Source organism: Chelatococcus sp. GCM10030263, assembly GCF_042666455.1.
In the GTDB taxonomy this organism is placed as follows: Bacteria; Pseudomonadota; Alphaproteobacteria; order Rhizobiales; family Beijerinckiaceae; genus Chelatococcus.
In genome coordinates this window covers 175,825-199,973 of the sequence record NZ_JBHTDB010000009.1, presented here as the reverse complement: position 1 = coordinate 199,973, position 24,149 = coordinate 175,825, and the positions used below count along the sequence as shown (strand labels likewise).

Below are 24,149 nucleotides of genomic sequence, written 5' to 3'. Positions count from 1 at the left end.
CAAGAAAGTCTCACGATTCAGGGCTCTTGACCCGCTTGACCGCCGAGGCCGCGAAGACGACGAGCAGGGTGGCGGCGAGCCCGAACCAGGTGAAGGCATATTCCAGATGCCGGTTCGGAAAGCTCACCACCGTCAGCCCGCCGCGCGGCCAGGGGCTGCCTGCAGCCGCGCCCTCACTATCGGCGGCCCGGTCGATCGTGAAAGGCGCGACCCGGGAAAGGCCGAGCGCCGCTCCGATACGTGCCGGATCGCGCGTGAACCACACACCCTTGGCCGGATCGTCATTCGGCACGAACCAGCCCTGGTCCTGCGGCGCGCGCATCAGGCCGGTGACCGTAACCTCCCCCTCCCCGCCGAGACGGAGCTCGCCCTTCAGCTCCAGGGGCACGAAGCCGCGGTTGACGATGACGATGCTGCCATCGCCAAGACGCAACGGCGTCAGCACCATATAGCCGAGGGTCGCCCCCGCATTCCGTCCGAGCGACGCATTGGCGGTGACGAAGACCGTCTTCTCGTCGAGAAATTCGCCCTGGACTGAAACAGGCCGGTATTCATCCTCGGCCGCGTTCCAGCGTGGCCAATTCGCCTCGCGCGGCGCCGGCACCGGGGCGGCGTGAATGCGCGCGTCGATGCGCGTGATCAGATCTTCCTTCCAGGCGAGCCGCTCCAGCTGCCAAGCCCCGAGCCCGACGAGGATGGCCATGCCGACCAGCGCGAAAAAGCCCGGAAGGACAAGCGGCTTGAGGCGCGCTACGGACATTCTCGGCTAGCGCTCGATCCGGCCTTCTTCGGCCTTGTTGTAGTATTGCAGGGCGACCATCATGCCCTTGAGCGGCCGCAGCATGCCCAAGCAGACGATGAGGCCGAAGGGAAGCGTCACGAGAAGGTGCACCCACCAGGGCGGCTCGTAGTAGACCTCGAGCCACAGCGCGAGGCCGCAGACGATGAAGCCGCCGATCAGCATGATGAAGACCGCCGGACCGTCGGCCGAATCGGCGAAGGAATAATCGAGGCCACAGACCTCGCAGGACTTGCGCAGATCGATAAAACCGCGAAAAAGCGATCCCTGCCCGCAGCGTGGGCAGCGCCCGGCGATCCCGGTCGAGATCGGCGGCTGCGGCGGATAGTCGGATCCCGACGGATCAGTCATCGCAGGATCTCCTTCAAAACGCGGCTGCGCGATCGATGCCGCCGCTCAAACCGGACGGCTTGTTGCGAAACTCGCCACGGCGGCATTCGATCCCGGTGCACGAGGCCCCTCGCGTGCCAGGGCTGCCTGCCGCTCTGCCGCAAAAAAGCCGAAGCCGGAAAGGCCGGCTTCGGTCGGTAGCTATGGAGCCCGCACGGGCGGAGCTCCAGTTTGCCGATCTATCGCGCGCTATAGGCCGGGGCTTGCCCCCCAGACGTAGATGGCGGCGAAGAGGAACAGCCAGACCACGTCGACGAAATGCCAATACCAGGCTGCGAATTCGAAGCCGAGATGCTGGGTCGGCGTGAAGTGGCCGAGATAGACCCGCAGCAGGCAGATCGCCAGGAAGATCGTTCCGATGATCACATGGGCGCCATGGAAGCCGGTCGCCATGAAGAAGGTGGCGCCGTAGATGTTGCCCGAGAAATCGAAACTGGCGTGGCTGTACTCGACCGCCTGCACGCAGGTGAAGAGAAGGCCGAGCACGACGGTGATCCACAGTGCCTGCCTCACGCCTGCGCGGTCCCCATGCAACATCGCATGATGCGCCCAGGTCACCGTCGTGCCGGAGGTGAGGAGCACCAGCGTGTTGAACAGCGGCAGATGCCAGGGGTCGAAGGTCTCGATGCCCTTCGGCGGCCAGACGCCCCCGGTGAACTCGGAACGGGCGACCTGATGCAGCTCGTTCGGAAAGAGGCTCGCGTCGAAATAGGCCCAGAACCAGGCGACGAAGAACATCACCTCGGAGGCGATGAACATCATCATTCCATAGCGGTGATGCAGCTGCACCACCCGAGTGTGGTCGCCCGTGTTGGCCTCGTGCACCACGTCCGTCCACCAGCTGAGCATGGTGTAGAGAACGCCGAGGAAGCCGGCTCCGAAGATATAGGGCCCGAGGTGCAGACCGCCGATTTCGAGCGTCTTCATCCACAGGACCGCGCCAACCGCCATGATGAAGGCGCTCAGCGACCCCACGAGCGGCCAAGGGCTCGGGTTGACCAGGTGATAATCGTGGTGCTTGGCGTGCGCCTCAGCCATGATCCTTGTTCTCCGGTGCCTCGTGATAGCGTGAGGTCGGCGCCCTCACAATTTGGACTTCGACTTGTCGCCCTCGGCGGCGGCCACCGGCGCGCCATCCTTGGACGGGAACATCGTATAAGACAGCGTGATCGTCGAGAGATCGCGCAGATCCGGATCCTTGTCGAGCGCAGGGTCGACGTAGAAGACGACCGGCGCCTCGATCACCTCGCCCGGCTTCAGCGTCTGCTCGGTGAAGCAGAAGCACTGAATCTTCACGAAATAGGCGCCGGCCTGGTCCGGCTGCACATTGAAGGCGGCAATGCCGGTGGTCTCGCGGTCCGACGTATTGGCGATCTTGTAGAAGATCGTCTTCGTCTCACCGAGCTTCAATTTGACCGACTCGACCTCCGGCTGGAAGCGCCAAGGCACGCCTTGCGACAGATTGGCGTCGAAGCGGACCGTCATCGAGCGGCTGCTGACCGTCTCGGCCGGCGCCGTGCCGACGCGCGGGGTGCCCGCAAAGCCGGTCGTTCGACAGAAGAGGTTGTAGAGCGGCACGGCAGCGAAGGAGAGCCCGACCATCCCGGCCACGACCACGCAACAGATCACCGCGGTGCGGCGCACAGCCCGCTGGGCGGCATCACGCGTCGCGCGCTTCTGCTCGGGCGTCATCGCAACCGGCGTTTCGCGATCGGGTTTGTCCATGGCATTGGTCTCCGGCATCGGCATGCTCACATCGGCCGGTCGAATACATTCGACCCGAGCCGCGCCAAGGTCATCACGTAAAACAGCACGACGAGGGCCGCGAGCGTCACCCCGATCGCGATGTTGCGCGTGCGCCGGCGGCGCTGCTCGGCGGCGCTCAAGACGACGCCGTCACGCTCGCCAGCCGGCGGCTCCTTGGAGCTCTTCTCGGCATCCGGCCGGACGGGGGGCTCGGCGCTCATGACGCGCTCCCCGCCAGCCACTCAGCGACCGCATGGGCGACCGCCGGGCCGCTTCCTCCGAGCTCCCGGCCGAGGCCGAAGGCATGTTCGGCAAGCAAGGACGCGAACAAGAGGCAGAGATAGAGGATCGAGAAGGCGAAGAGGTGCTGTGCGGCCCGCGTCGCAGCCTGTCCCTCGCGGCGGGTGAACACCCGCCATGCGAGCACGAGCATGGCCGCGCCGCTGACGAGCGCGACGCCCGTATAGATCAGGCTGCCGAAACCGAGCACCGCGGGCAGCACGCCCGCCGGCACGAGCAGAAGGGTATAGACGAGGATCTGCAGCCGGGTGGCGTCCGGGCCGGCCACATTGGGCAGCATGGGAATGCCGGCGCGCGCGTAGTCGTCGGACTTCAAAAGCGCCAGCGCCCAGAAATGCGGCGGCGTCCACAGGAAGATGATGAGGAAGAGCGCCAGACCATCCCAGGTCACGCTGCCCGTCACCACCGCCTGGCCGATCATGGGTGGGAAAGCGCCGGCAGCCCCGCCGATGACGATGTTCTGCGGCGTCGAACGCTTCAGCCAGATCGAATAGATCACGGCATAGAAGAAGATCGTGAAGGCGAGAAAGGCGGCCGAGAACCAGTTGGCCGCGAGCCCGAGCACCACGACCGAGCCGCCGGCGAGCATCAGGCCGAAGACGAGCGCCTCGCCCGGTGCGATGCGGCCGGCCGGGATGGGCCGGTTGCGGGTGCGCGTCATCAGCGCATCGATATCGGCGTCCCACCACATGTTGAGGCAGCCGGAGGCACCGGCGCCGATAGCAATGGCGAGAATGGCGACAAAGCCGAGCACGGGATTGACATGGCCCGGCGTCACCACGAGGCCGACGAGCGCCGTGAACACCACGAGCGACATCACCCGCGGCTTGAGCAGGCTTACGAAATCGCCGATCTCGCCCGTGGACATCGCCGGCAGCGATGCGGGGGTCGTCTGCGTCCCGGCTACGTCGCCGGGTGCGGCCGCACCGCCGACATTCACGAGATCATCCCTCAACATCGCCATGGCATCAAACCTCAAGGCCGGCTCGCGCCGGCCCCGAAGACCCTTGCTCTCTCACGACCGCGTCGGACTAAAGCGCCGATGCGGATTTCCTAGTGACATCCAGCGCAGCGCCCGGCCTGTGGGCCAGACGCTGCCGCATTCTCAATGCCCCGAGCCGGTGATCCGGGGGAGCGTCTCGAACTGGTGGAACGGCGGCGGCGAGGACAGCGTCCATTCGAGCGTCGTCGCACCCTCGCCCCACGGATTGTCGGCCGCCCGCACCTTGCGGGAGAAGGCGACATAGATCCCGTAGAAGAAGACGACCAGGCCGAAAGCGAAGACATAGGAGCCCATCGAGGCCACGAAATGCCACCCGGCGAAAGCGTCCGGATAATCGACATAGTGGCGGGGCATGCCGGCGAGGCCGAGGAAATGCATCGGGAAGAAGAGCACGTTGGCGCCGATGAAGGCGAGCCAGAAGTGCAGCTTGCCGATCCATTCCGGGATCATGTAGCCGGTCATCTTCGGGAACCAGTAGTACCAGCCGGCGAAGATGCCGAACACCGCGCCAAGCGACAGCACATAGTGGAAATGCGCCACCACGTAATAGGTGTTGTGCAGTTCGCGGTCGATGCCGGCATTGGCGAGCACGACGCCCGTCACACCGCCGACCGTGAAGAGGAAGATGAAGCCGATCGCCCACAACATGGCCGCGGTGAAGCGGATCGAGCCGCCCCACATGGTCGCGATCCAGGAAAACACCTTCACGCCGGTCGGCACCGCGATCACCATCGTCGCGAAGACGAAGTAGCGCTGCGTGTCGAGCGACAGCCCCACCGTATACATGTGGTGCGCCCAGACGATGAAGCCGACGAGGCCGATGGCGACCATCGCATAGGCCATGCCGAGATAGCCGAAGACGGGCTTCCGCGAGAAGGTCGACACGATGTGGCTGACGATGCCGAAGGCCGGCAGGATCATGATGTAGACTTCCGGATGCCCGAAGAACCAGAAGAGATGCTGGTAGAGCACGGGGTCGCCGCCGCCGGCCGGATCGAAGAAGGTCGTGCCGAAATTGCGGTCCGTCAGGAGCATGGTGATCGCGCCGGCGAGCACCGGCAGCGCCAGCAGCAGCAGGAAGGCGGTCACCAGCACGCCCCAGGCGAACAGCGGCATCTTGTGCAGCGTCATGCCCGGCGCACGCATGTTGAGGATGGTGGTGATGAAATTGATGGCGCCGAGGATCGACGAGGCGCCGGCCAGATGCAGCGCCAGGATGCCGAAGTCGAGCGCGGGCCCTGGATGCCCCGACACCGACAGCGGCGGGTAAACCGTCCAGCCGCCGCCGAAGCCCGGCGTGCCCGGCGCGCCTTCCACGAAGAGGGAGAGGATCAGGAGGCAGAAGCCGGCCACAGTCAGCCAGAAGGACACGTTGTTCATGCGCGGGAAGGCCATGTCGGGAGCACCGATCATGAGCGGCACGAACCAGTTGCCGAAACCGCCGATGAGCGCCGGCATGATGACGAAGAACACCATGATCAGGCCATGGCCGGTCACGACGACGTTATAGGCCTGACCATTGGCGAAGATCTGCAGGCCGGGCTCCTGCAGCTCGATGCGCATGAGAATCGACAAGGCACCGCCGATGAGCCCCGCGCCGAGCGCGAAGAGAAGATAGAGCGTGCCGATATCCTTGTGATTCGTGGACAACAGCCACCGCCGCCATCCCGTGGGATAGGCGTGGCCGTCGTGGGCATGGGCCGCCGTCGAAGCCATCAGATTACTCCGTCCATCTTCTTCTCGCTGCGCCGCACCCGGGGCGCGCAATCACACCTGTTTATTCCGCCTTCGCCGCATCGCCGCGCGCGGCGACCGCCACGGGCGCACGGCTGTTCGACGCGAATTTCTGCTTCGCCTCGGCGAGCCAGGCCGCATACTGCTGATCGTTCACGATCCGGATAACGATCGGCATATAGGCATGGTTCTGGCCGCAGATCAGGGAGCACTGGCCATGAAAAACGCCTTCCTTGTCCGCCTTGAACCAGGTTTCGTTCAAACGGCCGGGAATGGCGTCGATCTTCAGGCCGAAGGACGGCATCGCGAAAGCGTGGATGACGTCCGCCGCCGTGACCTGCACGCGAATGGTCTTGCCGACCGGCAGAACGACCTCGTTGTCCACAGCAAGCAGCCGCGGCTGCCCGTCGGGGTTCAGATTCGAATCAAAGGAGAAGCCGCCAGCCTGGTCCTGCGCATATTCGAACGACCAATACCATTGATGGCCGGTCGCCTTGATGGTGATGTCCGACGGCGGCGTCACGAGCTGGACGCGCAGGAGCCGGAAGGACGGCACGGCGATCACCACGAGGATGAGCACCGGCAGGACCGTCCAGGCGACCTCGAGCAAGGCGTTATGCGTCGTCCGCGACGGGACCGGATTCCGCTTCTCGTTGAAGCGCACCGCCACATAGACGATGAGCGCGAGCACGAAGAGCACGATGACGGTGATGATCCACAACAGGCCGTCGTGGAACCAGTGCATATATTCGGCCACTTCCGTGGCCGGCACCTGCAGCCCCGTCTGCCAGGGAGAAGGCTGCCCCATCGCCGCAAAGGCTGTGCCGGTCCCGGCAAGGACCGCAGCCGCGGCAGCGAAAACGGCGAGGCACCGCAAACGAAGACTGTCCATTCCCATCGGTCGTCCGGAGCTCCCATGGCTGGCGGAGCGCGACACCGGTCGTTGTCGAGCCGCTTGCGCGACTCCCGACCGCGAGCATGCAAGACGCTCCCGCGCCATCTACCTACTTGACTGAGCTCACAAATCACAAGAGGGCGCGCGGCGCAATGTCCATTGCTTCAGCCATTCATGCGGCATAAAAGCGCGAAGGTCAGCGCAGGGTGGCATCGGCCGAAAATGGCAGATGCGACCTAGCCACGCGCGGTGCTGTCGCCATGCTGGCGCCGCAATCACCGGGTGGTTCTGTTCCTTGACAGCGGACCTGCGTCATGGTCCGAACTGACGTCATGACCTTTCATGGCGCGCCCGGATGCGATTCGCTCCGGGCGCGCCATCTCGACTTCAAGCGCATCAGGGGACCAGTCCATCATGCACCGCTGGAAAGCCCGGGTCGCTCGACGGCTTATGGGATCGGGATCGCAATTGGCGACGGCACGACTGGCCCTTTCTCTTGTGACTCTCGCGCTCGCCGCGAGCATCGGCAGCGTCGCGCCCGCGGCCGCCCAGGGGGTGGTCCGCGGCAGCTTCGGCGAGTGGCAGATGCGCTGCGAGGTGCCCCCAGGCGCCAAGAACGAACAATGTGCGCTCGTGCAGAGCGTCGCGGCCGAAGATCGGCCGAATGTGACGCTCCTCGTGATCGTGCTGAAGACCGCCGACAATAAAAGCAGGCTCCTGCGCGTGGTGGCGCCGCTGGGTGTGCTTCTCCCGGCCGGCCTCGGCCTCAAGATCGATCAGGCGGATGTGGGCCGCGCCGGGTTCGTGCGATGCCTCACCACCGGTTGTGTGGCAGAGGTTGTCATGGACGAAAAGCTGACCGACCAGCTGCGGAACGGCAAGGCGGCGACCTTCATCGTCTTCCAGACGCCGGAAGAAGGGATCGGCATTCCCGTCTCGCTCAACGGCTTCGACAAGGGCCTCACCAGCCTGCCCTGACGTGTATAGGTCGGCGTGCCTCGGCGCCGTCGTGCTGTAGCATCGTTTTGAATCTCGGCACCGGCCGCGCCCGCCCGTGATGACCGGCAGTACCCAGCTGTCGCAGCCGTGTCCGTTGCAGAGCGATAGCCACCACGCTATAAAGCCGCGTCGGAAAAGGCAGACTTGGTTTGGTAAGCCCAAGTCCTTTCGGTAACGAAAGCTCTGGTCTTCGGCTTCGTGCACGAGATCCCCACGACGAACATCGGACGCTGCTCAAGCGTCCAATCGTTCGTCCGTGTGGTGTTCAAGCTCGAGGAACGCTCCGGTCGAACATCGACCAGGAGTAGTCCATGCACGATCGACATTCCCCCCTTTATGACGTCGTGATCGCCGGAGCCGGCCCCGTCGGCTTGTTTCTCGCCTGTGAACTGCGCCTTGCAGATCTCTCGGTCTTGGTGCTGGAACGAGCCGAGGATCCGCACTCGCCCTTGAAGCGGCTTCCGTTGGGCATGCGCGGTCTTTCGGTGCCCACCGTCGAAGCCTTTTACCGTCGCGGGTTGCTGGACGACATCGCCGCGGCGCAACGCGCGAGGGATGCCTCTGGCAGAAGTGCGTTGGCGGGTGCGCATTGGATGCAACAGCCGCGCCGCCCCGCCGGTCATTTCGCCGGCATACAGTTCTACGAGGACGACATCGACCCGTCGAAGTGGCCTTACCGCTTGCCAAGTCCGGCTGGCGCGAGCATGGCGGTCGACATGGAGTCCCTCGAATCCGCTTTGGCCGGACGGGCCAGCGCGATGGGAGCCGAGATCAAGCGCGGCCTCGGCGTCGAGGACCTCGACCCCTCGGACGACAATGTAACCGTTCGCGCCGGCGGCGAGACGTTCCGCGGAAGTTGGCTCGTTGGATGTGACGGCGGCCGCAGCACCGTTCGCCGCGTCGGGGGCTTCGAGTTCGTCGGCACCGCTCCCGAGTTCACCGGCTATTCCGTTGAAGTCGAGATGGCCGATCCGGACAAGCTCCGTTTGGGCCGCCACTACACGCCGACCGGAATGTATACCTACGCGCGGCCCGGAACGATCGCGATGGTCGAGTTCGACGGGGGCGCATTCCACCGAATCGAGCCGATCACGCGCGAGTATGTGCAGGCGGTGTTGCGCCGTGTCTCCGGGATCGATGTCACAGTCACCGAACTCAAGCTCGCCACCACGTGGACGGATCGCGCCTACCAGGCGACGGCTTACCGGAGAGGGCGCGTACTGATCGCGGGCGACGCCGCGCACATCCATTCTCCTTTGGGCGGCCAGGGACTCAACCTCGGACTTGGCGATGCCATGAACCTTGGATGGAAGCTGGCTGCCACCATTCGTGGCGACGCGCCGGCCGGTCTGCTCGACAGCTACTTCAGTGAACGCCATCCGGTAGGGGCGGACATCCTCGACTGGTCGCGCGCCCAAGTCGCGATCATGCGGCCGAGCCGGAGTTCGCGCGCGCTCGAGGCAATTATCCGCGATCTCATCGACACGCGCGACGGTGCGACCTACTTCGCCGAGCGTGTGTGGGGTGTTTCCCTCCGCTACGATCTCGGCGACGGCCACCCGCTCGTGGGGCGCAGCGTTCCCGCGTTCGAACTGGTCGACGGGACGAAAATTGGCGCGCTCCTCAAGAACGGCAAAGGCCTTCTTCTGGACTTTGACGCTCGTGCGCCGCTTGAGGCGCTGGCAAGCCGCTGGGGTGATCGGATCACCTATGTAGTCAGTGACGCCAAGGACAGGCTGGGCTTGAGCGCTGTGCTCGTGCGCCCCGATGGCTTCGTCGCCTGGGCCAGTGAAGGCGCCCCGAACGCCGACGAAGCTGCTCAAGCCGCGTCGCGATGGTTCGGCGCCCCAGATCAGGCGCATGAACCTGTTCCCCCTCCGACATTGCGCACGTGAGACATCGCGCACGTGAGTTCGCGCACTCGCGGAAGCCAGGCGATCTTCTGCGCAGCCTGTCCCGCAGCGCTCCGAGACAAATCGCCCCTTCCCGGCCCCGATTTTCGATACGGCCTGCCTATGGCTCTCCGCTGAGGAGTGCTAAAGGCAAAGGTTCTGATGAACGTACGGAGGTCGCGTATGCTTGGGATGGCTCGGATGTGGCACCTCGACGGGCCGGGGCTCCGGACTAGCGCAATCGTTCTGGCCTTGGCCGCGGCGCTCGGGGGCTGCTCGTCCACAGGCTCGACGGGCGAAGGCGGATCGAAGCTCAGCAACTTCCTGTTCTACGGTGGCGCCACCGTTCCAGCCCCCATGGCGACCCCGGAGTACGAAGTCAATTGTCCGTCCGTCGACATCACGGACGGCGGCGCCGCGATTCGCGCCGGCGGCGACAATCCGCGTTATCAGGTCTCGATCAACGACACGGCCCGCGAATGCACGGCGACTGGCGACGGCGCTTATCAGCTCAAGGTCGGGGTCGAAGGCCTCGCCCTGCTGGGTGTCGGCGGCGCTCCCGTCGGTCGCATCTCCGTGCCGGTGCATGTGCTCGTGAAGCGCGGCGCGACAGTCGTCGCCAATCGCACACGGACCGTCGCCGTCAGCATCCCCGCCGGCGAGGATCGCGCCATCTTCAACGTCGTCGAGGAAGGCATCACCGTGCCGCCTGGTGAAGGTACGGTGACGATTGCCGTCGGCCTCGGCAATACGGCAGAAGCCGCCGCCCGGCCGCGGCGGCGTTGAGCCGGCCAGAGGGCGATTGACAGATCGAACCGAGCCCCTATGACGGTGCTGGTCGTTCATTCCCGCGGAAGAGCCCGGACCGATGGTCCGGCGCCGAAGGCGCAACCACCCCGGAAACGCTCAGGCACAAGGGACCGCGTGGGATTTGACACTCTGGAAAGAGATGGTTCTCCTGTGGAGGCCCATCCACCGACGGGGGTAACCGTGGACGCCCACGGGAAATCTCTCAGGTCCCGAGACAGAGGGGGTGCGCATGGGCCCGGCTGCGGGTCAAGTCGCCGATCTCGGCGGCGATGTCCACGAGCGTCCCTTTTGTGGAAGGATCTGGAATGGCGGGCCAGTCTAGCGACGACCTCTCCAAGCAAACACCTCTTCACGCCTGGCATGTGGCCCATGGAGCGCGGATGGCGCCCTTCGCGGGCTATGACATGCCCATCCAATATGCCAAGGGCATTCTCGCCGAGCATCTGCACACGCGCGCGGCCGCCGGCCTGTTCGACGTGTCGCATATGGGCCAGGCGGTGCTCGTCGGCCCCGACCACGCCACGACCGCCCGCGCGCTGGAAGCGCTCGTGCCGGCCGACATCGTCAATCTCGCACCGGGACGCCAGCGCTATACCCAGCTCCTGAACGAGCAGGGCGGCATTCTCGACGACCTCATGGTGTCGCGCTCGTCCGACCCGGCCGACGACGGCAAGCTGATGCTCGTCGTCAATGCCGATTGCAAGGAGGCGGACTACGTCCATTTTTCGCTGAACCTGCCCGAGGAGGTGAGGCTCGAACGGCGCGATGATCGCGCGCTCATTGCGCTGCAAGGCCCGCAAGCCGCCGAGGTTCTCGCCCGCCATGCCGCAGAGGCCGGAGCGATGGGCTTCATGGCGGTCGCCTCCATGAGCATCGCGGGCATTCCCGCCGTCATCTCGCGATCGGGCTATACGGGCGAGGACGGCTACGAGATTTCGGTGTCCAACAGCGACGCGCCTGCGCTCTGGGATCTGCTCGCCAAGGAGGCGGAGGTCGAGCCCATCGGCCTTGGCGCGCGCGATTCGCTCAGGTTGGAAGCCGGCCTCTGTCTTTATGGCCACGATATCAACCAGGAGACCTCGCCCATCGAGGCCGGGCTCGCCTGGTCGATCCAGAAACGCCGGCGCACGGAAGGCGGTTTCCCCGGCGCCATTCGCATCGTGCAGGAACTCGCGGATGGGCCGCTGCGCCAGCGCGTCGGCATCCTGCCGCAGGGTCGTGCTCCGGCGCGCGAGGGAACGCAGATTGTGGATGAAGCCGGCCAGCTCATCGGCGAGGTGACGTCCGGCAGTTTCGGGCCGACGGCGGGCGGGCCGATCGCCATGGGCTATGTGGTGAGCGACTTCGCCGGCGTCGGCACCACGGTGCAGCTCTCTGTCCGCGGCAAGCTCATGCCCGCCAGCATCGTCCCCCTGCCCTTCGTCGCCCATCGCTATAAACGTTGAGCCAATCTTCCGGAGAAGCCCGATGACCACCCGTTACTCGAAAGACCACGAATATATCCGCCTCGACGGCGATACCGCGACCGTCGGCATCACCGACTACGCCCAGGAGCAGCTCGGCGACGTGGTCTATGTGGAATTGCCGCAAGTCGGCACCACCTTCGCCAAGGGTGACGATGCCGCCGTGGTCGAGAGCGTGAAGGCGGCAAGTGAGGTCTATGCCCCGCTCGCCGGCGAGGTCGTCGCCGTCAATCCCGACCTCGAAGCGGCGCCCGGAACGATCAACGAGGATCCGACCGGCAAGGGCTGGTTCTTCAAGATGAAGCTCGCCGACATTGCCGAGTTCGAGGCACTCATGACCGAAGAAGCCTATCAGGACTATGTGAAGTCCGTGAGCTGACCGCTTACGGAGCCGCATCTGGGTCGGACCTGCGGTAGCCAGGCGAGCCTTGGCGGATGGCTGTGGCCCTCCCGAAGGAGGTCCACTCAGCCTTCCCCGTCAGCACCATGTACCGATCAAACAAAAAACCCGGTTCCGAGCTCTCGGAACCGGGTTTTCTGTACCGGCCACCCGTTACGGCGGCCGCGCGACGTTCAGTTCAGCTTGGAGCGCACACCGGCGAGGCTCGCCTCGAAGATGGCATCGGCCCTCTCGCCCTGCACGGCCTTCTTGAGCACGGTCTCCGATGCGCGGATCGCCGCCTCGGCGGCCGCAGCGCGCACTTCCGCCGCCGCCTGGGCTTCCGCCTGGGCGATCTTGGCTTCGGCCGCGGCCGTGCGGCGCACCACGAAGTCGTTCATGCGGCGGTGCGCCTCCTCGGCGATGCGCTGAGCCTCTTCGCGGGCATTCGTGACGATGGCTTCCGCCTCCGTCTCGGCCGCCGCGCGCTTGGCCTGATATTCCTTCAGGAGCGCCTCGGCCTCGGCGCGGAAGCGCTTGGCTTCCTCGAGCTCGTCCGCGATCCGCTTGGTGCGGGCATCGAGCGAGACGAGAACCGTCTTGTGGGCGCCGAAATAGATCGCCACGCCGAGAAAGACGACGAAGGAGACCGCAACCCAAAATTCTGCGTCCATGGCTTAGCCCTTCATCGCCGCCTTGACGGCAGCCGCGACCTCGTCGGCCGGGGGCTGTTCGCCGAGGACCTGCTGCAGGATTGCTGCCGCAGCGTCATTGGCGATGCCCTCGACATGGGTGAGCGCCGCTGTCTTGGTTTGGCCGATGAGTTCCTCGGCCGAAGCGAGCTTCTGCGCAAGTGCCGCATCGAGTTCCCGGCGCTTGCCTTCGGTCTCTGCCTGCAGACGCTGATGGGTCTCGGCTGCGATCGCCTGCGAGCGCGCCTTGGCGTCCGACAGGGCAGCTTCATAGGCGAGGCCGGCGGCCTCCGCCTCTTTCTTGGCGGCGATCGCTTCGCGCAGGTCGCCCTGGATCCGGTCGTGCCGTTGCGTCAGGATGCCACCGAGCCGCGGCACGGCGACTTTCGCCACGAACCAATAAAGGAAGGCGAAGGTCAGCGCGAGCCAGAACAGCTGCGACGCGAATGTCTCGGTCTGAAACGGCGGGAAACCGCCGCTCTCATGCGCGCCCTCATGGGCAACGCCGGTTTCAGTCGTGACCGTTTCGGCCATTCCTCAACTCCAAATCGCGCTTGAGGCCCTCGGACGTCTGCCCGTCCGAAGGCCCAACCGCCGTCACCGCCAGTGTTCGCGCGTCAGACCGCGAAGAGCAGCAGGAGAGCGATCAGCAGCGAGAAGATGCCGAGCGCTTCCGTCAGAGCGAAGCCCAGAAGGAGCGTCGGACGCTGGCCATCGGCCGCAGACGGGTTGCGCAGAGAGCCGGACAGAAACTGGCCGAACAGATTGCCGAGGCCGATGCCGGCACCGGCCATGCCCAAGCAGGCAAGGCCCGCACCGATGTACTTGGCTGCAACAGGATCCATGGACGTACTCCTTCAGGGGTGACGGAAAGGCCGGCCGGTCGTCTTCAGTGGCCGGGATGCAGGGCGTCGTGCAGGTAGATCGAGGTCAGCACGGCGAAAACATAAGCCTGCAGAACCGCCACCAGCATCTCGAGCGCGGTGAGCGCGACAGTCAGAAGCAACGGCAGCGGCGACAGGACGGACCAGGCGCCGGCGGCGAGCAGCGCAGTCACGAAGCCCGCGAAGATCTTGAGCGCGATATGCCCGGCCAGCATGTTGGCGAAGAGACGAACCGAGAGGCTGATCGGCCGCGACAGGAACGAGATCACTTCGATCAGGACGAGCATCGGCAGAAGCCATCCCGGCACGCCCGAGGGCACGAACAGCTTGAGGAAGCCGAGGCCATGCTTGGCGAAGCCGAAGACGATGACCGTCCCGATCACGAGCAGCGACAGCGCCGCCGTGACGACGATGTGGCTCGTCACCGTGAAGGAATAAGGCAGAAGGCCGAGGAGGTTGGCGACCAACACGAAGCTGAACAGCGCGAAGACGAAAGGCACGAAGCCCATCGCGTCATGGCCTGCCGACTGGCGTACCGTATTGGCGACGAATTCGTAGAAGAGCTCACCCACATTCTGCAGCCGACCCGGCACGAGCGCGCGGCGCGCGGAGGTCATCAGGCAGAAGACCGCGACGATCGCCACCACCGCGACCATGAAGCCGGCGGAATTGGTGAAATGGATCGGCGTGTCGTTGACGTGGAAAAGCGGGCCCGACAGGGGCGTGATCGCGAATTGTTCGGTGGGACTGGCCATCGGCCGCTCGGCTCCCGCTTCCCTTACGCGCCGGCGATGCCGTCGCACTCCGCTCCCAAGATCAGGTCCGCTTATCCGGCCCCGATCGCACGAACCCGGCTGCGCGCATGACGTTCATCACGCCGGCCGCAAAGCCGAGCAATAAAAAGACGATGAGCCCCCAGGGTGAGGTTCCGAGGGCATAGTCCAGACCCCAACCGAGCAGGCTTCCGACGATGACGCCGGCCACGAACTCCCCAGCGAGACGCAAGGCACCGGCAAGCGACGACGCATCCGCCGCACCGCCAGACCCAGCCCCTCCCGAAGAGGACGTGGTCGCCTTCTCGGCCGCAGCGAGCCGCTTATCAAGATCGCCAAGCCGTTTGGCAAGCTCGCGATCGCTGGACCCGGCCGGAGGCTCGCTCCCGGTTGGCGACTTTTCGTCACCGGCCATGGCGGGTCCTTGATGAACGGCGCACAACGGCGCGGACCAATCGGTTCATGCAGGCAAAGCTCAAGCCGGCACTCTTTGTCAAGGGTGTCGGCAAGACGTTCAACGCTCCATGAACGCGGCGCACAATAGTGACCACTTCGGAGAGTGTCAAGAATGCGGCGGGAAAGTTTAATCGCTTGATTTTAAAGCGGAAACAGCGTCGCGAGCGAGAATCGTGACAAAAGCCCGGGTGGCGTGCGCCGATTACCCCGCTTCGAGGATACGCTCCGCTACCTCAAGGTCGACCGAGACGAGCTGCGAGACGCCGCGCTCGGCCATGGTCACCCCGAACAGCCGATCCATCTGCGCCATGGTGATCGGATTATGGGTGATGACGATGAAGCGGGTCTCCGTCTGGCGCGCCATGTTGCGCAGCAGCTCGCAATAGCGCTCGACATTGGCGTCGTCGAGAGGCGCGTCGACCTCGTCGAGGACGCAGACCGGCGAGGGATTGGTCAGGAAGACCGCGAAGATGAGCGCGGTTGCCGCCAAGGCCTGCTCGCCGCCCGACAGAAGCGTCATGACCTGGGGCTTCTTGCCCGGTGGCCGCACGAGAATCTCCAGGCCGGCCTCCAGGGGATCGTCGGAATCGATCAAGGTCAGTTCCGCGGTGCCGCCGCCGAAGAGCTCGGTGAAGAGTTTCTGGAAATGGCCGTTGACCACCTCGAAGGCGGCGAGCAGGCGCTCCCTGCCCTCTCGGTTGAGGCTGGCGATGGCTTGCCGCAGCCGCCGGATCGCCTCGGTGAGGTCGTCACGTTCGCCGGCGAGGTTGTCGCGCTTGCCTTCGGCTTCCGCCAATTCGGTCTCAGCGCGCAGATTGACTGCGCCGAGCCGCTCGCGATCGGCGCGCAATTCGGCGAGCCGGCTCTCGACAGCCTGTGCGGGCGGGAGCGTGGCCTCCGCGGCAACGCCGGCCTGCTCGCGCAGGGCAGCCGGCGAGGATTCGAGCGTCTCGGCGACCGCGCGGGTCACCTCCGCCAGCTTCGCCCTGGCGGCTTCGAGCCGCGCCTCGGTGCCGGCCCGCGCCTCGCGTGCGCTGCCGAGCGCATCGAGCGCCGCTTTGGCGGCCCGATCGGCCGCCGCGAGCTCGGTCTCGGCCTCCGCCAGGCGATCGGCTGCCGCCTTGCGCCGTTCTTCCGCGTCGGCGACCTCCGATAGGAGTGCCCGGCGTCGCAGTAGAAAGGTGTCGGGCATCTCGGCGAGAAGCTCGAGCTCCGTTTCTGCCGCGGCGCGACGCTCGCCGAGTTCGGCGGCGGCATCCGCCGCACGGGCCGAGCGTGCCTTCCAGGCCGCGATTTCGGCGGCGAGCGAGGCCTGGCGCTGCCGGCGCATGTCCGCCTCGCGCTGCAGGCTCTGCAGCGCCGCGCGCAGATCGGCGACTGCCGTGCGCTTCTCGGCCACGGTGGCTCGTGCCGCCGCGAGCTTCTCGTCGAGGTCCGGCGCCGGCACCAGCGATTCGAGCGCAGCGTGGATCTCATCGATCTTGGCGCCTGCCTCGGCTTCATTCGTCATCAGACGCTGCTGCGCCTCAACCAAACCGGAGCGCTTGGCCGCCATCTCGGCCGCCCGGCGCTCCGCCGCGGTGAGGTCCTCGCGCGCCTTGTCGAGGCGGCGGCGAGCGGCGCGCTCGCCGTCGAGCGCGGCAGCCTCGGACCTGGCCGCATCAGTTACGGTGGCAGCCGCGGCCTTCGCTTGAGCCGTCGCACTATCGGCAGTGGAACGAGCCTCGGCGGCCTCCTGTTCGAGCTCGGCGAGCCGGTTGCGCTCGGTGAGCCGGCGCGCGGCGGCAGACGGCGCATCGGCGGCCACGGTGAAGCCGTCCCAGCGCCACAGCGCGCCCTCCGGCGAGACGAGCCGTTGGCCGGGCTTGAGCTGCCGGGAGAGCGCGGCGCCTTCATCCTGCGCCACGATGCCGATCTGTCGGAGCCGCCGCGTCAGCTCGGGCGGCGCCTGCACCACCTCGGCCAAGGGGCGCACGCCATCCGGCAATAACACGTCGTCAACCACAGGCGCGCTGCCGGCCCAGTGGACGGGCGCCTCCGGGTCTGTCGGCGCGTCGAGATCCTCGCCCAGCGCGGCGCCGAGCGCCGTCTCGAAGCCTTTGGCGACCTTGACCGCATCGATGATGCCGTACCATTCGCCGTCGGCCGGCGGCGCGACGAGCTTTGCGAGCGTGCGCGCTTCCGTCTCCAGCCGCTGGGCGCGCCGCTCGGCTTCGGCAGCCGGTACCGCAGCCGCAGCCTCGGCGGCGCGGGCAGCCTCCGTTCTCAACCGGGCGGCGGCCATCGCCTCCTCCGCAAGGAGGACGGCCTCTTCGGCGAAGGCCATCTCCTCGCGCAGCCGTTCCAAGGCCTCGCTGCCGCCGCCGGCTTCGTCGAGAGCCGCGAGCTGACGCTCGATGGCGGCGCGCTCGGAAGCGGCGCGCTCCATCCGCGCCCTCTCGTCGGCCAGCGCCCGCTCGAAGGCCGCGCGCCGGGCGGCCGCGTCAGCCGCCTCGCCCTGCAAGGCGGCGAGCGCCTGTTCCGCAGCGGACAATTCGGCCCCGCTCTGGGCAAGCCGCACCTCGAGCGCCTGGGCCGCCTCGGCCTGGTCGGCATCCGGCTCGCCGAGGCTCGCCTCTTCGCTGACGAGGCGCGCAAGGGTTGTTGCGGCATCTTGCGCAGAGGCCTGCTCGCGCGCCAGGTCCTTGTCGATTTCGACGATCCGCCGTTCGAGCTCGTGCTGGCGCTCGCGCGCCCGGCGCTCCTCGCCATCAAGCTCGTTGCGCGCCAGCACCAGGCGCTGCAGGGCCGCCGCCGCTTCCACCTCGGCCTGGCGCAGCTTCGGCAGCGCATGGGCAGCGATCGCCTGGGCCTTGGCCGTTTCGGCCTGCGCCTGTGTGCGGTCGGCGACCAGCCGGACATCCGCCTCCAAGGCCCGTTCGGCCTCGGCGGCGGCATCGCGCGCCTCGGTGAAGGCGATGAGCAGCAGCAGCGCCTCAAGCTTGCGGACATCCGCCGAGAGCGCCCGGTAGCGTTGCGCCTGCCGGCTCTGGCGCCGCAGCGCCTCCACCTGCCCGTCGATTTCGCCGATGACGTCCTCCAGGCGAAGCAGATTGTCCTCGGCAGCCTTGAGGCGCAGTTCCGCCTCGTGCCGGCGCGTGTGGAGGCCGGCAACGCCCGCGGCATCCTCCAGAATGCGGCGGCGGGCGGAGGGCTTCGCGGCGATGATCTCGCCGATCTGACCTTGGCGGACCATGGCATGGGAGCGCGCGCCGGTCGCGGCATCCGCGAACAGGAGCTGGACGTCGCGCGCCCTCACCTCGCGGCCATTGATGCGATAGGACGAGCCCGACTCGCGCTCGATGCGCCGGGCAATTTCAAGCATGTCGGCGTCGTTAAAGGCGGCCGGCGCCGTGCGCTCGCCATTGTCCAGGACGAGCATCACCTCGGCGCTGTTGCGCGCCGGTCGGCCCGTGGTGCCGGCGAAGATGACGTCGTCCATGCCCGAGGCGCGCAGCGACTTGTGCGAGCTCTCGCCCATGACCCAGCGCAAGGCCTCGACGAGATTCGACTTGCCGCAGCCGTTCGGCCCGACGACACCCGTCAGACCCGGCTCGATCAGAAATTCGACGGGCTCCACAAAGGACTTGAAGCCCGCAATCTTCAGCCGCGTGAGCTTCATGCGCCCACATCACCAGCTGCCCATGGGCAGCCGCTCGGATCGGGGCGCGGCCGGCCTGACGAAGGCCGCGCCTCACCCCCCGACGAGAGGCGTGAGAAGCTGGTCGAGACGCTCAACCGTGAACGCTCCGTTTTCGGCCTTGCCATTGATGAAGAAGGTCGGCGTCGCATTGACACCGAATTTCTCCGCGCCGCGATCCTTCACCCAGTTCACGGCATCATAGGTCTTCTGGTCCTTCAAGCAGGCCTCGAAACTTTCCTGTGTGAAACCGGCCTGTTTGGCGAGTTGCAGCAGCGCGTCGAGCGGCTTGTCGGTGAAAGCCCAATTGGCCTGCTTATCGAACAGCAGATCGACCATCGGGTAATATTTGTCCTTGCCGGCGCAGCGCGCCAGCATGAAGCCCGCGGTCGCCAAGGGGTCGAGCGGGAATTCCCGCAGAATGAACTTCACCTTGCCCGTGTCGATATATTTCGACTTGAGCGTCGGATAGGTCGTCTCGTGGAAATGCGCGCAGTGCGTGCAGGTCAGCGAGGCATATTCGATAATAGTGACCTTGGCATCGGGCGAGCCGAGAACCACGTCGCCGAGCGGGCCCTGCTCCGCAAGATCGGCCGCCGAGACGGTCTGGGCGAAAGCCGGCGAGAGCACCGCGGATAAAGCGCCGGAGCCCACCAGAACGGCGCCGAGCACACAGGTGACAAAGGTGCGACGGCTGAGCGTCATTGCGGCAGTCTCCTCGAAGTCGCCGGCCTTCTGCCGGCAGGGCTGATCGACCATCACCTATAGTGAGCGGAGGCGCGCTGGCAAGCGCCCCGCCACTCACGGATGCGTGCATTAACTGTCGGAAAGATGGCGAGACTTCGATATGCCTATCAACCGGAGAGCACGGCTCGGCCGAGCCGCCGCAGCGCCTCCTGCAGCCCTTCGTCCGTGATGTCCGCGACCCGCTCATCCACCATGCGCACCGCGGCCGGATCCGGCGTGCGAATCGTCGGCACCGTCACCGGACGGCGCTGCAGCGGCCCCTGGCGAAGCGCAAGCCGCCCGATGCAGCGCCAGCCGAAATGGCTGTTGACCCTCTCCACCACGACCGGCGCCATATGCTGCAACTCCAGGGCGAAGGCGCCCGTGACCCGCACGACCAGGGTCGCCGGCTCGACCTCCTCGTCATAGCGGCGCCGCGAGCCGCCCGGCCAGTCGAGGCGCACGGGCTCGCAATGTCGCGCAAGCCGTTCCCCCACGATCTCCGGCCAGGCGAGCACCACGTCGGAGGCGGCGAAGCCCTGTTTGGCGAGCACCGGGGCGATGCAGGCGTCGATGAGTTCGGCGAGCGGCTTCACCATCTGCCGCGACGGCCTGAAGGGGCGAGCCGGTGAATTCGGGTCTGCCATGGATTGCCGCCTTGAACCGTCTCGGACTAGAGAATGTCCATGGTAGACATCCTCGTTCCCGGCGTGAAGCCCGAAGGCGTGGCCGCCGTCGATCCCGCCGCCCTCGTCGCCTGGTATGACCGCCACCGGCGGGACCTGCCCTGGCGGGCCAAGCCCGGCGAGCACCCCGACGCCTATCGCGTGTGGCTGTCGGAAATCATGCTGCAGCAGACCACCGTGACGGCGGTAAAGCCCTATTTCGAACGCTTCCTCACCCGTTTTCCCAGCGTGCAGCAATTGGCGCGGGCCCCGCAGGACGCGGTGATGCAGGCCTGGGCCGGCCTCGGCTACTACTCGCGGGCGCGCAATCTCCATGCCTGTGCACAGGTGGTGACGGCCCGCCACGGTGGACGCTTTCCCGCCGATGTCGAACAGCTCAGGGCGCTCCCCGGCATCGGGGCCTATACGGCGGCGGCGATCGCCGCCATCGCCTTCGAAATTCCGGCGGCGGCCGTCGACGGCAATGTCGAGCGGGTGCTGGCGCGCGTCTATGCCGTCGAGGAGCCCTTGCCCAAGGCAAAGCCCCTCTTCCAGCGCCTGGCCGACGCGCTCGTGCCGGCACAGCGCGCCGGGGATTTTGCGCAAGCTTTCATGGATCTCGGCGCGACGATCTGCACGCCGAAACGGCCGGCCTGCGTGCTCTGCCCTTGGCAAGCGGCCTGCCGCGCCCGCGCCGAAGGCACGGCCGAGACTTTTCCGCGCAAGACCGCCAAGAAGGAAGGCGCGTTGCGCAAGGGGGCCGCTTTCGTCGCGGTGCGCGACGATGGCGCCGTCCTCCTGCGCACGCGCCCGCCCGAGGGCCTGCTCGGCGGCATGGCGGAACTGCCCGGCAGCGCCTGGCAGGCCGGCGAGCCGGCGGGCAGCGTGCTCGATACGGCGCCACTGCCGGCGCGCTGGACGGCGCTTGCCGGCCAGGTCCGCCATGTCTTCACGCATTTTCCCCTGGAGCTCACGGTGTTTCGCGCCGAGGTTCCCCAGGACACGCCGGCGCCGGAGGGCATGCGATGGGTGGCTGCCACGATGCTCGGACAGGAGGCGCTGCCGAGCCTGATGCGCAAAGTGCTTGCCAAGGCACGAATCGACAGTCGAAAGGCATAAAGCCGATATAATCCAATCAAATCCCGTCTATCGTTTTGTCCCAGCCTTAAGCTGACCCGTCCGATGATCGACTGAACCGATCAACATGCCGCGGAAGCGGTCGGGTGGTGCAGATGCTTACACATGTACGTCGCCGTTCGCTCGTCGACGATGCCATCGACATGATGCGCACGGAAGTTGAAAACGGCACCTGGCCTGTCGGTACACGCGTGCCGACCGAAGCCGATCTTGCCGCTTTACTCAAAGTCAGCCGGAATACCGTCCGGGAAGCCGTCCGCGTCCTCGCCTATGCCGGGATCCTCGACGTCCGCCAGGGCGACGGCACCTATGTCAGCAATATCAACGATCCGGCCGACGCGATCCGCAGGATCGGCGAAGCGAAACTCCGCGACCGCCTGGAACTACGTCTCGTCCTCGACGAGGCCGTGGCGCGGCTTGCCGCCGAGCGCCGCGATTTCGAAGACATCGCGCGGATTGCGACCACGCTCGACGCCTTGAGCGAACAGCCGGCGAACCTGCACGACATGCTCTTCGACGAGCGTTTCCGGGCGTTTCATCTCGCGATCGCCGATGCCTCCCATAACGCGGCCCTCGGCGCACTCTACCGGCTGCTCGCTTCATCCATCGACCAGGCCTACGCATCCGGCGCCGCCCACCACAGGCGCGGGCCTCTCGCGAAGACGGGCAGCAAGGCAAGGAGATCGCAACCCGACCTGCGGGAACACCGGGCCCTCTTCGACGCCGTCGTTCAGCAATCGCCGGACGACGCGGCCAACGCGGCCCGACGGCTGCTGGCGCCTATCCTCGCTGCTGCAGATTGACCGAAAGCCGCCTCAGGCAGCGGCCTCCTTGTCCGCCTCGGTCTCCTCGATGATGCCACGCGTCTCGGCATTGATGCCGTGCGGCGCGGCGGTCGGTTCCGTCAGCGGCTCGGGCGTCAGTTCGGTGGCGAGGCCGCGATGCAGAAGGTCGGCGCCGCCGAGCAGGCCCTCGCTCTTCTGCAGCATCAGCCGGGCTACATCGCGTCGGCGGACGTCATCCTGGACGGCGATCGCCTCTTCGCGCGAGAAGCCGAGCTCCTCCAGGGTCGAGCGACCGAAGGACAAGGCCGATTCGAAGGTCTCGCGCAGTTGGTAATCCACATCCTGCTGCATGAGGGCGATGGCATGCGACCGATCGAGGGCGCGGGCATAGATCGCGGCTCCCGGAAATTCGGCGCGCAGGAGCTCGACGATCTTGAGCGAAACGTCGGCATCGTCGACGCAGACGCAGATCACGCTGGCATGCGCCGCGCCCGATGCGCGCAGCACGTCGAGCCGCATGCCGTCGCCGTAATAGATCTTGAAGCCGAAGCGCGCGGCCTCGCGGATGCGGTCGACGTTATGATCGATCACCGTCACGTCGACGTGCTTGGCGAGGAGGAGCTGGTTCACCACTTGGCCGAAACGGCCGAAACCGATGACGATGACCTTGCCGCTCGCATCGGCGAAGGCGTCGAGGTCGGCGGCTTCGGCGAGCTCCGGCGGCTGGAGCCGATCCGTCACCCTGTCGAGCAGCTTGGCGAGAATCGGGCCGATGAGCATGGTCAGCGCCGCCAGGGCCGTGAGCACCTGCACAACCTCCTCGTCGAGAACGCCGCGTGAGGCCGCGAGCGGGAAGACGACGAAGGAGAATTCGCCCGCCGGGCCGAGGAGCGCGCCCATGCGCAGGGCGTCGCGCCAGGGGGCACCGAAGACGCGCCCGGCGATCGCGCCTATGGCGAGCTTGCCCACCACCAGGGCGGGCGCGGCTAAGGCGAGCAGCATCGCATGGGTCGAGACGACGTTGATATCGATCGACATGCCGACGCTCATGAAGAACAAGCCGAGGAGAACCCCGCGGAAGGGCTCGATATCGGCTTCGAGCTGGTGGCGGAAATTCGATTCGGCCAGCAGCACGCCGGCGAGGAAGGCGCCCATGGCCATGGACAGCCCGACATTTTCCATCGCGAGCGCCGACCCGAGGACCACGAGCAGCGCCGCCGCCGTCATCACCTCGCGCGCACCGCTCGTGGCGAGCAGCCGAAAGAACGGGTTCAGGAAATAGCGACCGATGAGAATCACCGCCGCGACCGCCGCGAAGGCGCGCCCGATGGCGAGCAGCGTGGTGATGAGATTGCCGCCGGTCGCGCCGAGATCCTCGGCGGTCGCGAGCAGCGGCACCAGGGCGAGGATCGGGACGATCGAGAGGTCCTGGAAGAGCAGGATCGCGAAGGTGCGCTCGCCATAGGGGGTGCGCAGGTCCCCACGCTCCTCGAGCGTCTGCAGCGCGATCGCCGTTGCCGACAAGGCGAGCGCAAGGCCGATGATGACGGCCCCGCGCGTCGCCACGCCGGACATGGTGACCACACCGACCACCGTTCCGGCAGTCAGTGCGAGCTGCGCCAGACCGAGCCCGAAGATATTGCGGCGCATGGCCACGAGCCGCGACAGATTGAGCTCGAGCCCGACGATGAAGAGGAGGAGCACCACGCCGAGCTCGGCGACGCCGGCCGCCGTTTCCGGCTCGCTGATGAGGCCGAGCCCGTCCGGCCCGATCGCAAGGCCCGCGCAGAGGTAGCCAAGAACCGCGCCGAAGCCGATCCGCCGAAAGATCGGAACGGCGACGACCGCCGCGGCGCAGAACACCAATACAGGCGGCAGAAAACTGGCGTGGGAGGCTGCATCGGCCATCGGGGACTCGGAACGGGGCTGGGACGGGAACGAT

24 protein-coding genes and 1 riboswitch are annotated in these 24,149 nt (G+C 66.4%); of the genes, 7 read left to right on the top strand and 17 right to left on the bottom strand.

The window, feature by feature from the left end; genetic code table 11:
- Positions 1-10: 10 nt before the first annotated feature.
- From ACFQU1_RS19800 to coxB, 8 genes are all read right to left on the bottom strand, one after another.
- Positions 11-760: an SURF1 family protein gene (locus ACFQU1_RS19800; RefSeq protein ID WP_378135873.1), complete on the bottom strand. Its 750-nt coding sequence runs from the start codon at positions 758-760 to the stop codon at positions 11-13.
- A gap of 6 nt (positions 761-766) precedes the next feature.
- Positions 767-1,150 (bottom strand): DUF983 domain-containing protein, encoded by a 384-nt coding sequence (locus ACFQU1_RS19795; RefSeq protein WP_378135871.1) that lies wholly within the window; start codon positions 1,148-1,150, stop codon positions 767-769.
- Positions 1,151-1,378: 228 nt separating this feature from the next.
- Entirely contained in the window at positions 1,379-2,227 is an 849-nt protein-coding gene (locus ACFQU1_RS19790) for a cytochrome c oxidase subunit 3 (protein WP_378135869.1), read from the bottom strand.
- Positions 2,228-2,272: 45 nt separating this feature from the next.
- The gene (locus ACFQU1_RS19785; protein WP_378136781.1) at positions 2,273-2,881 is read right to left on the bottom strand and encodes a cytochrome c oxidase assembly protein; all 609 of its coding nucleotides are present in this window, start codon (positions 2,879-2,881) and stop codon (positions 2,273-2,275) included.
- Positions 2,882-2,940: 59 nt separating this feature from the next.
- A complete protein-coding gene (locus tag ACFQU1_RS19780; protein ID WP_378135866.1) occupies positions 2,941-3,156 on the bottom strand; it encodes a hypothetical protein in 216 nt (71 codons plus the stop codon).
- Positions 3,153-4,199, bottom strand: coding sequence for a heme o synthase (locus tag ACFQU1_RS19775; protein WP_378135864.1), 1,047 nt, complete (start codon positions 4,197-4,199; stop codon positions 3,153-3,155). The genes ACFQU1_RS19780 and ACFQU1_RS19775 overlap by 4 nt, the downstream gene beginning before the upstream one ends.
- 141 nt (positions 4,200-4,340) lie before the next feature.
- Positions 4,341-5,954 (bottom strand): cytochrome c oxidase subunit I, encoded by a 1,614-nt coding sequence (gene ctaD, locus ACFQU1_RS19770; RefSeq protein WP_378135862.1) that lies wholly within the window; start codon positions 5,952-5,954, stop codon positions 4,341-4,343.
- 61 nt (positions 5,955-6,015) lie between these two features.
- Complete coding sequence (coxB, locus tag ACFQU1_RS19765) at positions 6,016-6,870, bottom strand: cytochrome c oxidase subunit II (protein WP_378135860.1); 855 nt, start codon at positions 6,868-6,870, stop codon at positions 6,016-6,018.
- Between the two features lie 447 nt (positions 6,871-7,317).
- Here coxB and ACFQU1_RS19760 point away from each other — a divergent pair, with 447 nt between their 5' ends.
- The 5 genes from ACFQU1_RS19760 (at position 7,318) to gcvH (ending at position 12,410) form a co-directional block, all read left to right on the top strand.
- A complete protein-coding gene (locus ACFQU1_RS19760; protein WP_378135858.1) occupies positions 7,318-7,845 on the top strand; it encodes an invasion associated locus B family protein in 528 nt (175 codons plus the stop codon).
- A gap of 332 nt (positions 7,846-8,177) precedes the next feature.
- Positions 8,178-9,761 (top strand): FAD-dependent monooxygenase, encoded by a 1,584-nt coding sequence (locus ACFQU1_RS19755; RefSeq protein ID WP_378135856.1) that lies wholly within the window; start codon positions 8,178-8,180, stop codon positions 9,759-9,761.
- A gap of 198 nt (positions 9,762-9,959) precedes the next feature.
- Positions 9,960-10,544: a hypothetical protein gene (locus ACFQU1_RS19750; RefSeq protein ID WP_378135854.1), complete on the top strand. Its 585-nt coding sequence runs from the start codon at positions 9,960-9,962 to the stop codon at positions 10,542-10,544.
- Positions 10,545-10,599: 55 nt separating this feature from the next.
- Positions 10,600-10,691, top strand: a riboswitch (glycine riboswitch).
- Positions 10,692-10,873: 182 nt separating this feature from the next.
- Positions 10,874-12,013 (top strand): glycine cleavage system aminomethyltransferase GcvT, encoded by a 1,140-nt coding sequence (gcvT, locus tag ACFQU1_RS19745; RefSeq protein WP_378135852.1) that lies wholly within the window; start codon positions 10,874-10,876, stop codon positions 12,011-12,013.
- A 22-nt stretch (positions 12,014-12,035) separates the two neighbouring features.
- Complete coding sequence (gene gcvH, locus ACFQU1_RS19740; RefSeq protein ID WP_378135850.1) at positions 12,036-12,410, top strand: glycine cleavage system protein GcvH; 375 nt, start codon at positions 12,036-12,038, stop codon at positions 12,408-12,410.
- A gap of 194 nt (positions 12,411-12,604) precedes the next feature.
- Here the strand turns inward: gcvH and ACFQU1_RS19735 are convergent, their stop codons facing one another.
- The 8 genes from ACFQU1_RS19735 to ACFQU1_RS19700 form a co-directional block, all read right to left on the bottom strand.
- Positions 12,605-13,084 (bottom strand): ATP F0F1 synthase subunit B, encoded by a 480-nt coding sequence (locus ACFQU1_RS19735; RefSeq protein ID WP_378135848.1) that lies wholly within the window; start codon positions 13,082-13,084, stop codon positions 12,605-12,607.
- Between the two features lie 3 nt (positions 13,085-13,087).
- Complete coding sequence (locus ACFQU1_RS19730) at positions 13,088-13,636, bottom strand: F0F1 ATP synthase subunit B (RefSeq protein ID WP_378135846.1); 549 nt, start codon at positions 13,634-13,636, stop codon at positions 13,088-13,090.
- Between the two features lie 83 nt (positions 13,637-13,719).
- Entirely contained in the window at positions 13,720-13,947 is a 228-nt protein-coding gene (locus ACFQU1_RS19725; protein WP_378135844.1) for a F0F1 ATP synthase subunit C, read from the bottom strand.
- Between the two features lie 44 nt (positions 13,948-13,991).
- Positions 13,992-14,741 (bottom strand): F0F1 ATP synthase subunit A, encoded by a 750-nt coding sequence (locus tag ACFQU1_RS19720; RefSeq protein WP_378135842.1) that lies wholly within the window; start codon positions 14,739-14,741, stop codon positions 13,992-13,994.
- Positions 14,742-14,802: 61 nt separating this feature from the next.
- A complete protein-coding gene (locus tag ACFQU1_RS19715; RefSeq protein WP_378135840.1) occupies positions 14,803-15,174 on the bottom strand; it encodes an AtpZ/AtpI family protein in 372 nt (123 codons plus the stop codon).
- 243 nt (positions 15,175-15,417) lie between these two features.
- Positions 15,418-18,876 carry a chromosome segregation SMC family protein gene (locus ACFQU1_RS19710; RefSeq protein WP_378135837.1) on the bottom strand — a complete coding sequence of 1,153 codons (3,459 nt, stop codon included), beginning with the start codon at positions 18,874-18,876 and terminating at the stop codon, positions 15,418-15,420.
- A gap of 72 nt (positions 18,877-18,948) precedes the next feature.
- Complete coding sequence (locus tag ACFQU1_RS19705) at positions 18,949-19,599, bottom strand: DsbA family protein (protein ID WP_378135835.1); 651 nt, start codon at positions 19,597-19,599, stop codon at positions 18,949-18,951.
- A 149-nt stretch (positions 19,600-19,748) separates the two neighbouring features.
- Positions 19,749-20,267 (bottom strand): DUF721 domain-containing protein, encoded by a 519-nt coding sequence (locus ACFQU1_RS19700; protein ID WP_378135833.1) that lies wholly within the window; start codon positions 20,265-20,267, stop codon positions 19,749-19,751.
- A gap of 78 nt (positions 20,268-20,345) precedes the next feature.
- Between ACFQU1_RS19700 and mutY the strand changes: the two genes are divergently transcribed.
- Entirely contained in the window at positions 20,346-21,404 is a 1,059-nt protein-coding gene (gene mutY / locus ACFQU1_RS19695) for an A/G-specific adenine glycosylase (protein ID WP_378136779.1), read from the top strand.
- A 113-nt stretch (positions 21,405-21,517) separates the two neighbouring features.
- Positions 21,518-22,225 carry a FadR/GntR family transcriptional regulator gene (locus ACFQU1_RS19690; protein ID WP_378136777.1) on the top strand — a complete coding sequence of 236 codons (708 nt, stop codon included), beginning with the start codon at positions 21,518-21,520 and terminating at the stop codon, positions 22,223-22,225.
- Between the two features lie 12 nt (positions 22,226-22,237).
- Here the strand turns inward: ACFQU1_RS19690 and ACFQU1_RS19685 are convergent, their stop codons facing one another.
- Positions 22,238-24,115, bottom strand: coding sequence for a monovalent cation:proton antiporter-2 (CPA2) family protein (locus tag ACFQU1_RS19685; protein ID WP_378135831.1), 1,878 nt, complete (start codon positions 24,113-24,115; stop codon positions 22,238-22,240).
- Between the last annotated feature and the right edge of the window lie 34 nt (positions 24,116-24,149).

Excerpts from the sequence above, each read along its gene's own strand:
- ACFQU1_RS19800 (WP_378135873.1), bottom strand. The coding sequence starts at position 760 with ATGTCCGTAGCGCGCCTCAAGCCGCTTGTCCTTCCGGGCTTTTTCGCG.
- ACFQU1_RS19795 (WP_378135871.1), bottom strand. The coding sequence starts at position 1,150 with ATGACTGATCCGTCGGGATCCGACTATCCGCCGCAGCCGCCGATCTCG.
- ACFQU1_RS19790 (WP_378135869.1), bottom strand. The coding sequence starts at position 2,227 with ATGGCTGAGGCGCACGCCAAGCACCACGATTATCACCTGGTCAACCCG.
- ACFQU1_RS19785 (WP_378136781.1), bottom strand. The coding sequence starts at position 2,881 with ATGACGCCCGAGCAGAAGCGCGCGACGCGTGATGCCGCCCAGCGGGCT.
- ACFQU1_RS19780 (WP_378135866.1), bottom strand. The coding sequence starts at position 3,156 with ATGAGCGCCGAGCCCCCCGTCCGGCCGGATGCCGAGAAGAGCTCCAAG.
- ACFQU1_RS19775 (WP_378135864.1), bottom strand. The coding sequence starts at position 4,199 with ATGGCGATGTTGAGGGATGATCTCGTGAATGTCGGCGGTGCGGCCGCA.
- ctaD (WP_378135862.1), bottom strand. The coding sequence starts at position 5,954 with ATGGCTTCGACGGCGGCCCATGCCCACGACGGCCACGCCTATCCCACG.
- coxB (WP_378135860.1), bottom strand. The coding sequence starts at position 6,870 with ATGGGAATGGACAGTCTTCGTTTGCGGTGCCTCGCCGTTTTCGCTGCC.
- ACFQU1_RS19760 (WP_378135858.1), top strand. The coding sequence starts at position 7,318 with ATGGGATCGGGATCGCAATTGGCGACGGCACGACTGGCCCTTTCTCTT.
- ACFQU1_RS19755 (WP_378135856.1), top strand. The coding sequence starts at position 8,178 with ATGCACGATCGACATTCCCCCCTTTATGACGTCGTGATCGCCGGAGCC.
- ACFQU1_RS19750 (WP_378135854.1), top strand. The coding sequence starts at position 9,960 with ATGTGGCACCTCGACGGGCCGGGGCTCCGGACTAGCGCAATCGTTCTG.
- gcvT (WP_378135852.1), top strand. The coding sequence starts at position 10,874 with ATGGCGGGCCAGTCTAGCGACGACCTCTCCAAGCAAACACCTCTTCAC.
- gcvH (WP_378135850.1), top strand. The coding sequence starts at position 12,036 with ATGACCACCCGTTACTCGAAAGACCACGAATATATCCGCCTCGACGGC.
- ACFQU1_RS19735 (WP_378135848.1), bottom strand. The coding sequence starts at position 13,084 with ATGGACGCAGAATTTTGGGTTGCGGTCTCCTTCGTCGTCTTTCTCGGC.
- ACFQU1_RS19730 (WP_378135846.1), bottom strand. The coding sequence starts at position 13,636 with ATGGCCGAAACGGTCACGACTGAAACCGGCGTTGCCCATGAGGGCGCG.
- ACFQU1_RS19725 (WP_378135844.1), bottom strand. The coding sequence starts at position 13,947 with ATGGATCCTGTTGCAGCCAAGTACATCGGTGCGGGCCTTGCCTGCTTG.
- ACFQU1_RS19720 (WP_378135842.1), bottom strand. The coding sequence starts at position 14,741 with ATGGCCAGTCCCACCGAACAATTCGCGATCACGCCCCTGTCGGGCCCG.
- ACFQU1_RS19715 (WP_378135840.1), bottom strand. The coding sequence starts at position 15,174 with ATGGCCGGTGACGAAAAGTCGCCAACCGGGAGCGAGCCTCCGGCCGGG.
- ACFQU1_RS19710 (WP_378135837.1), bottom strand. The coding sequence starts at position 18,876 with ATGAAGCTCACGCGGCTGAAGATTGCGGGCTTCAAGTCCTTTGTGGAG.
- ACFQU1_RS19705 (WP_378135835.1), bottom strand. The coding sequence starts at position 19,599 with ATGACGCTCAGCCGTCGCACCTTTGTCACCTGTGTGCTCGGCGCCGTT.
- ACFQU1_RS19700 (WP_378135833.1), bottom strand. The coding sequence starts at position 20,267 with ATGGCAGACCCGAATTCACCGGCTCGCCCCTTCAGGCCGTCGCGGCAG.
- ACFQU1_RS19690 (WP_378136777.1), top strand. The coding sequence starts at position 21,518 with ATGCTTACACATGTACGTCGCCGTTCGCTCGTCGACGATGCCATCGAC.
- ACFQU1_RS19685 (WP_378135831.1), bottom strand. The coding sequence starts at position 24,115 with ATGGCCGATGCAGCCTCCCACGCCAGTTTTCTGCCGCCTGTATTGGTG.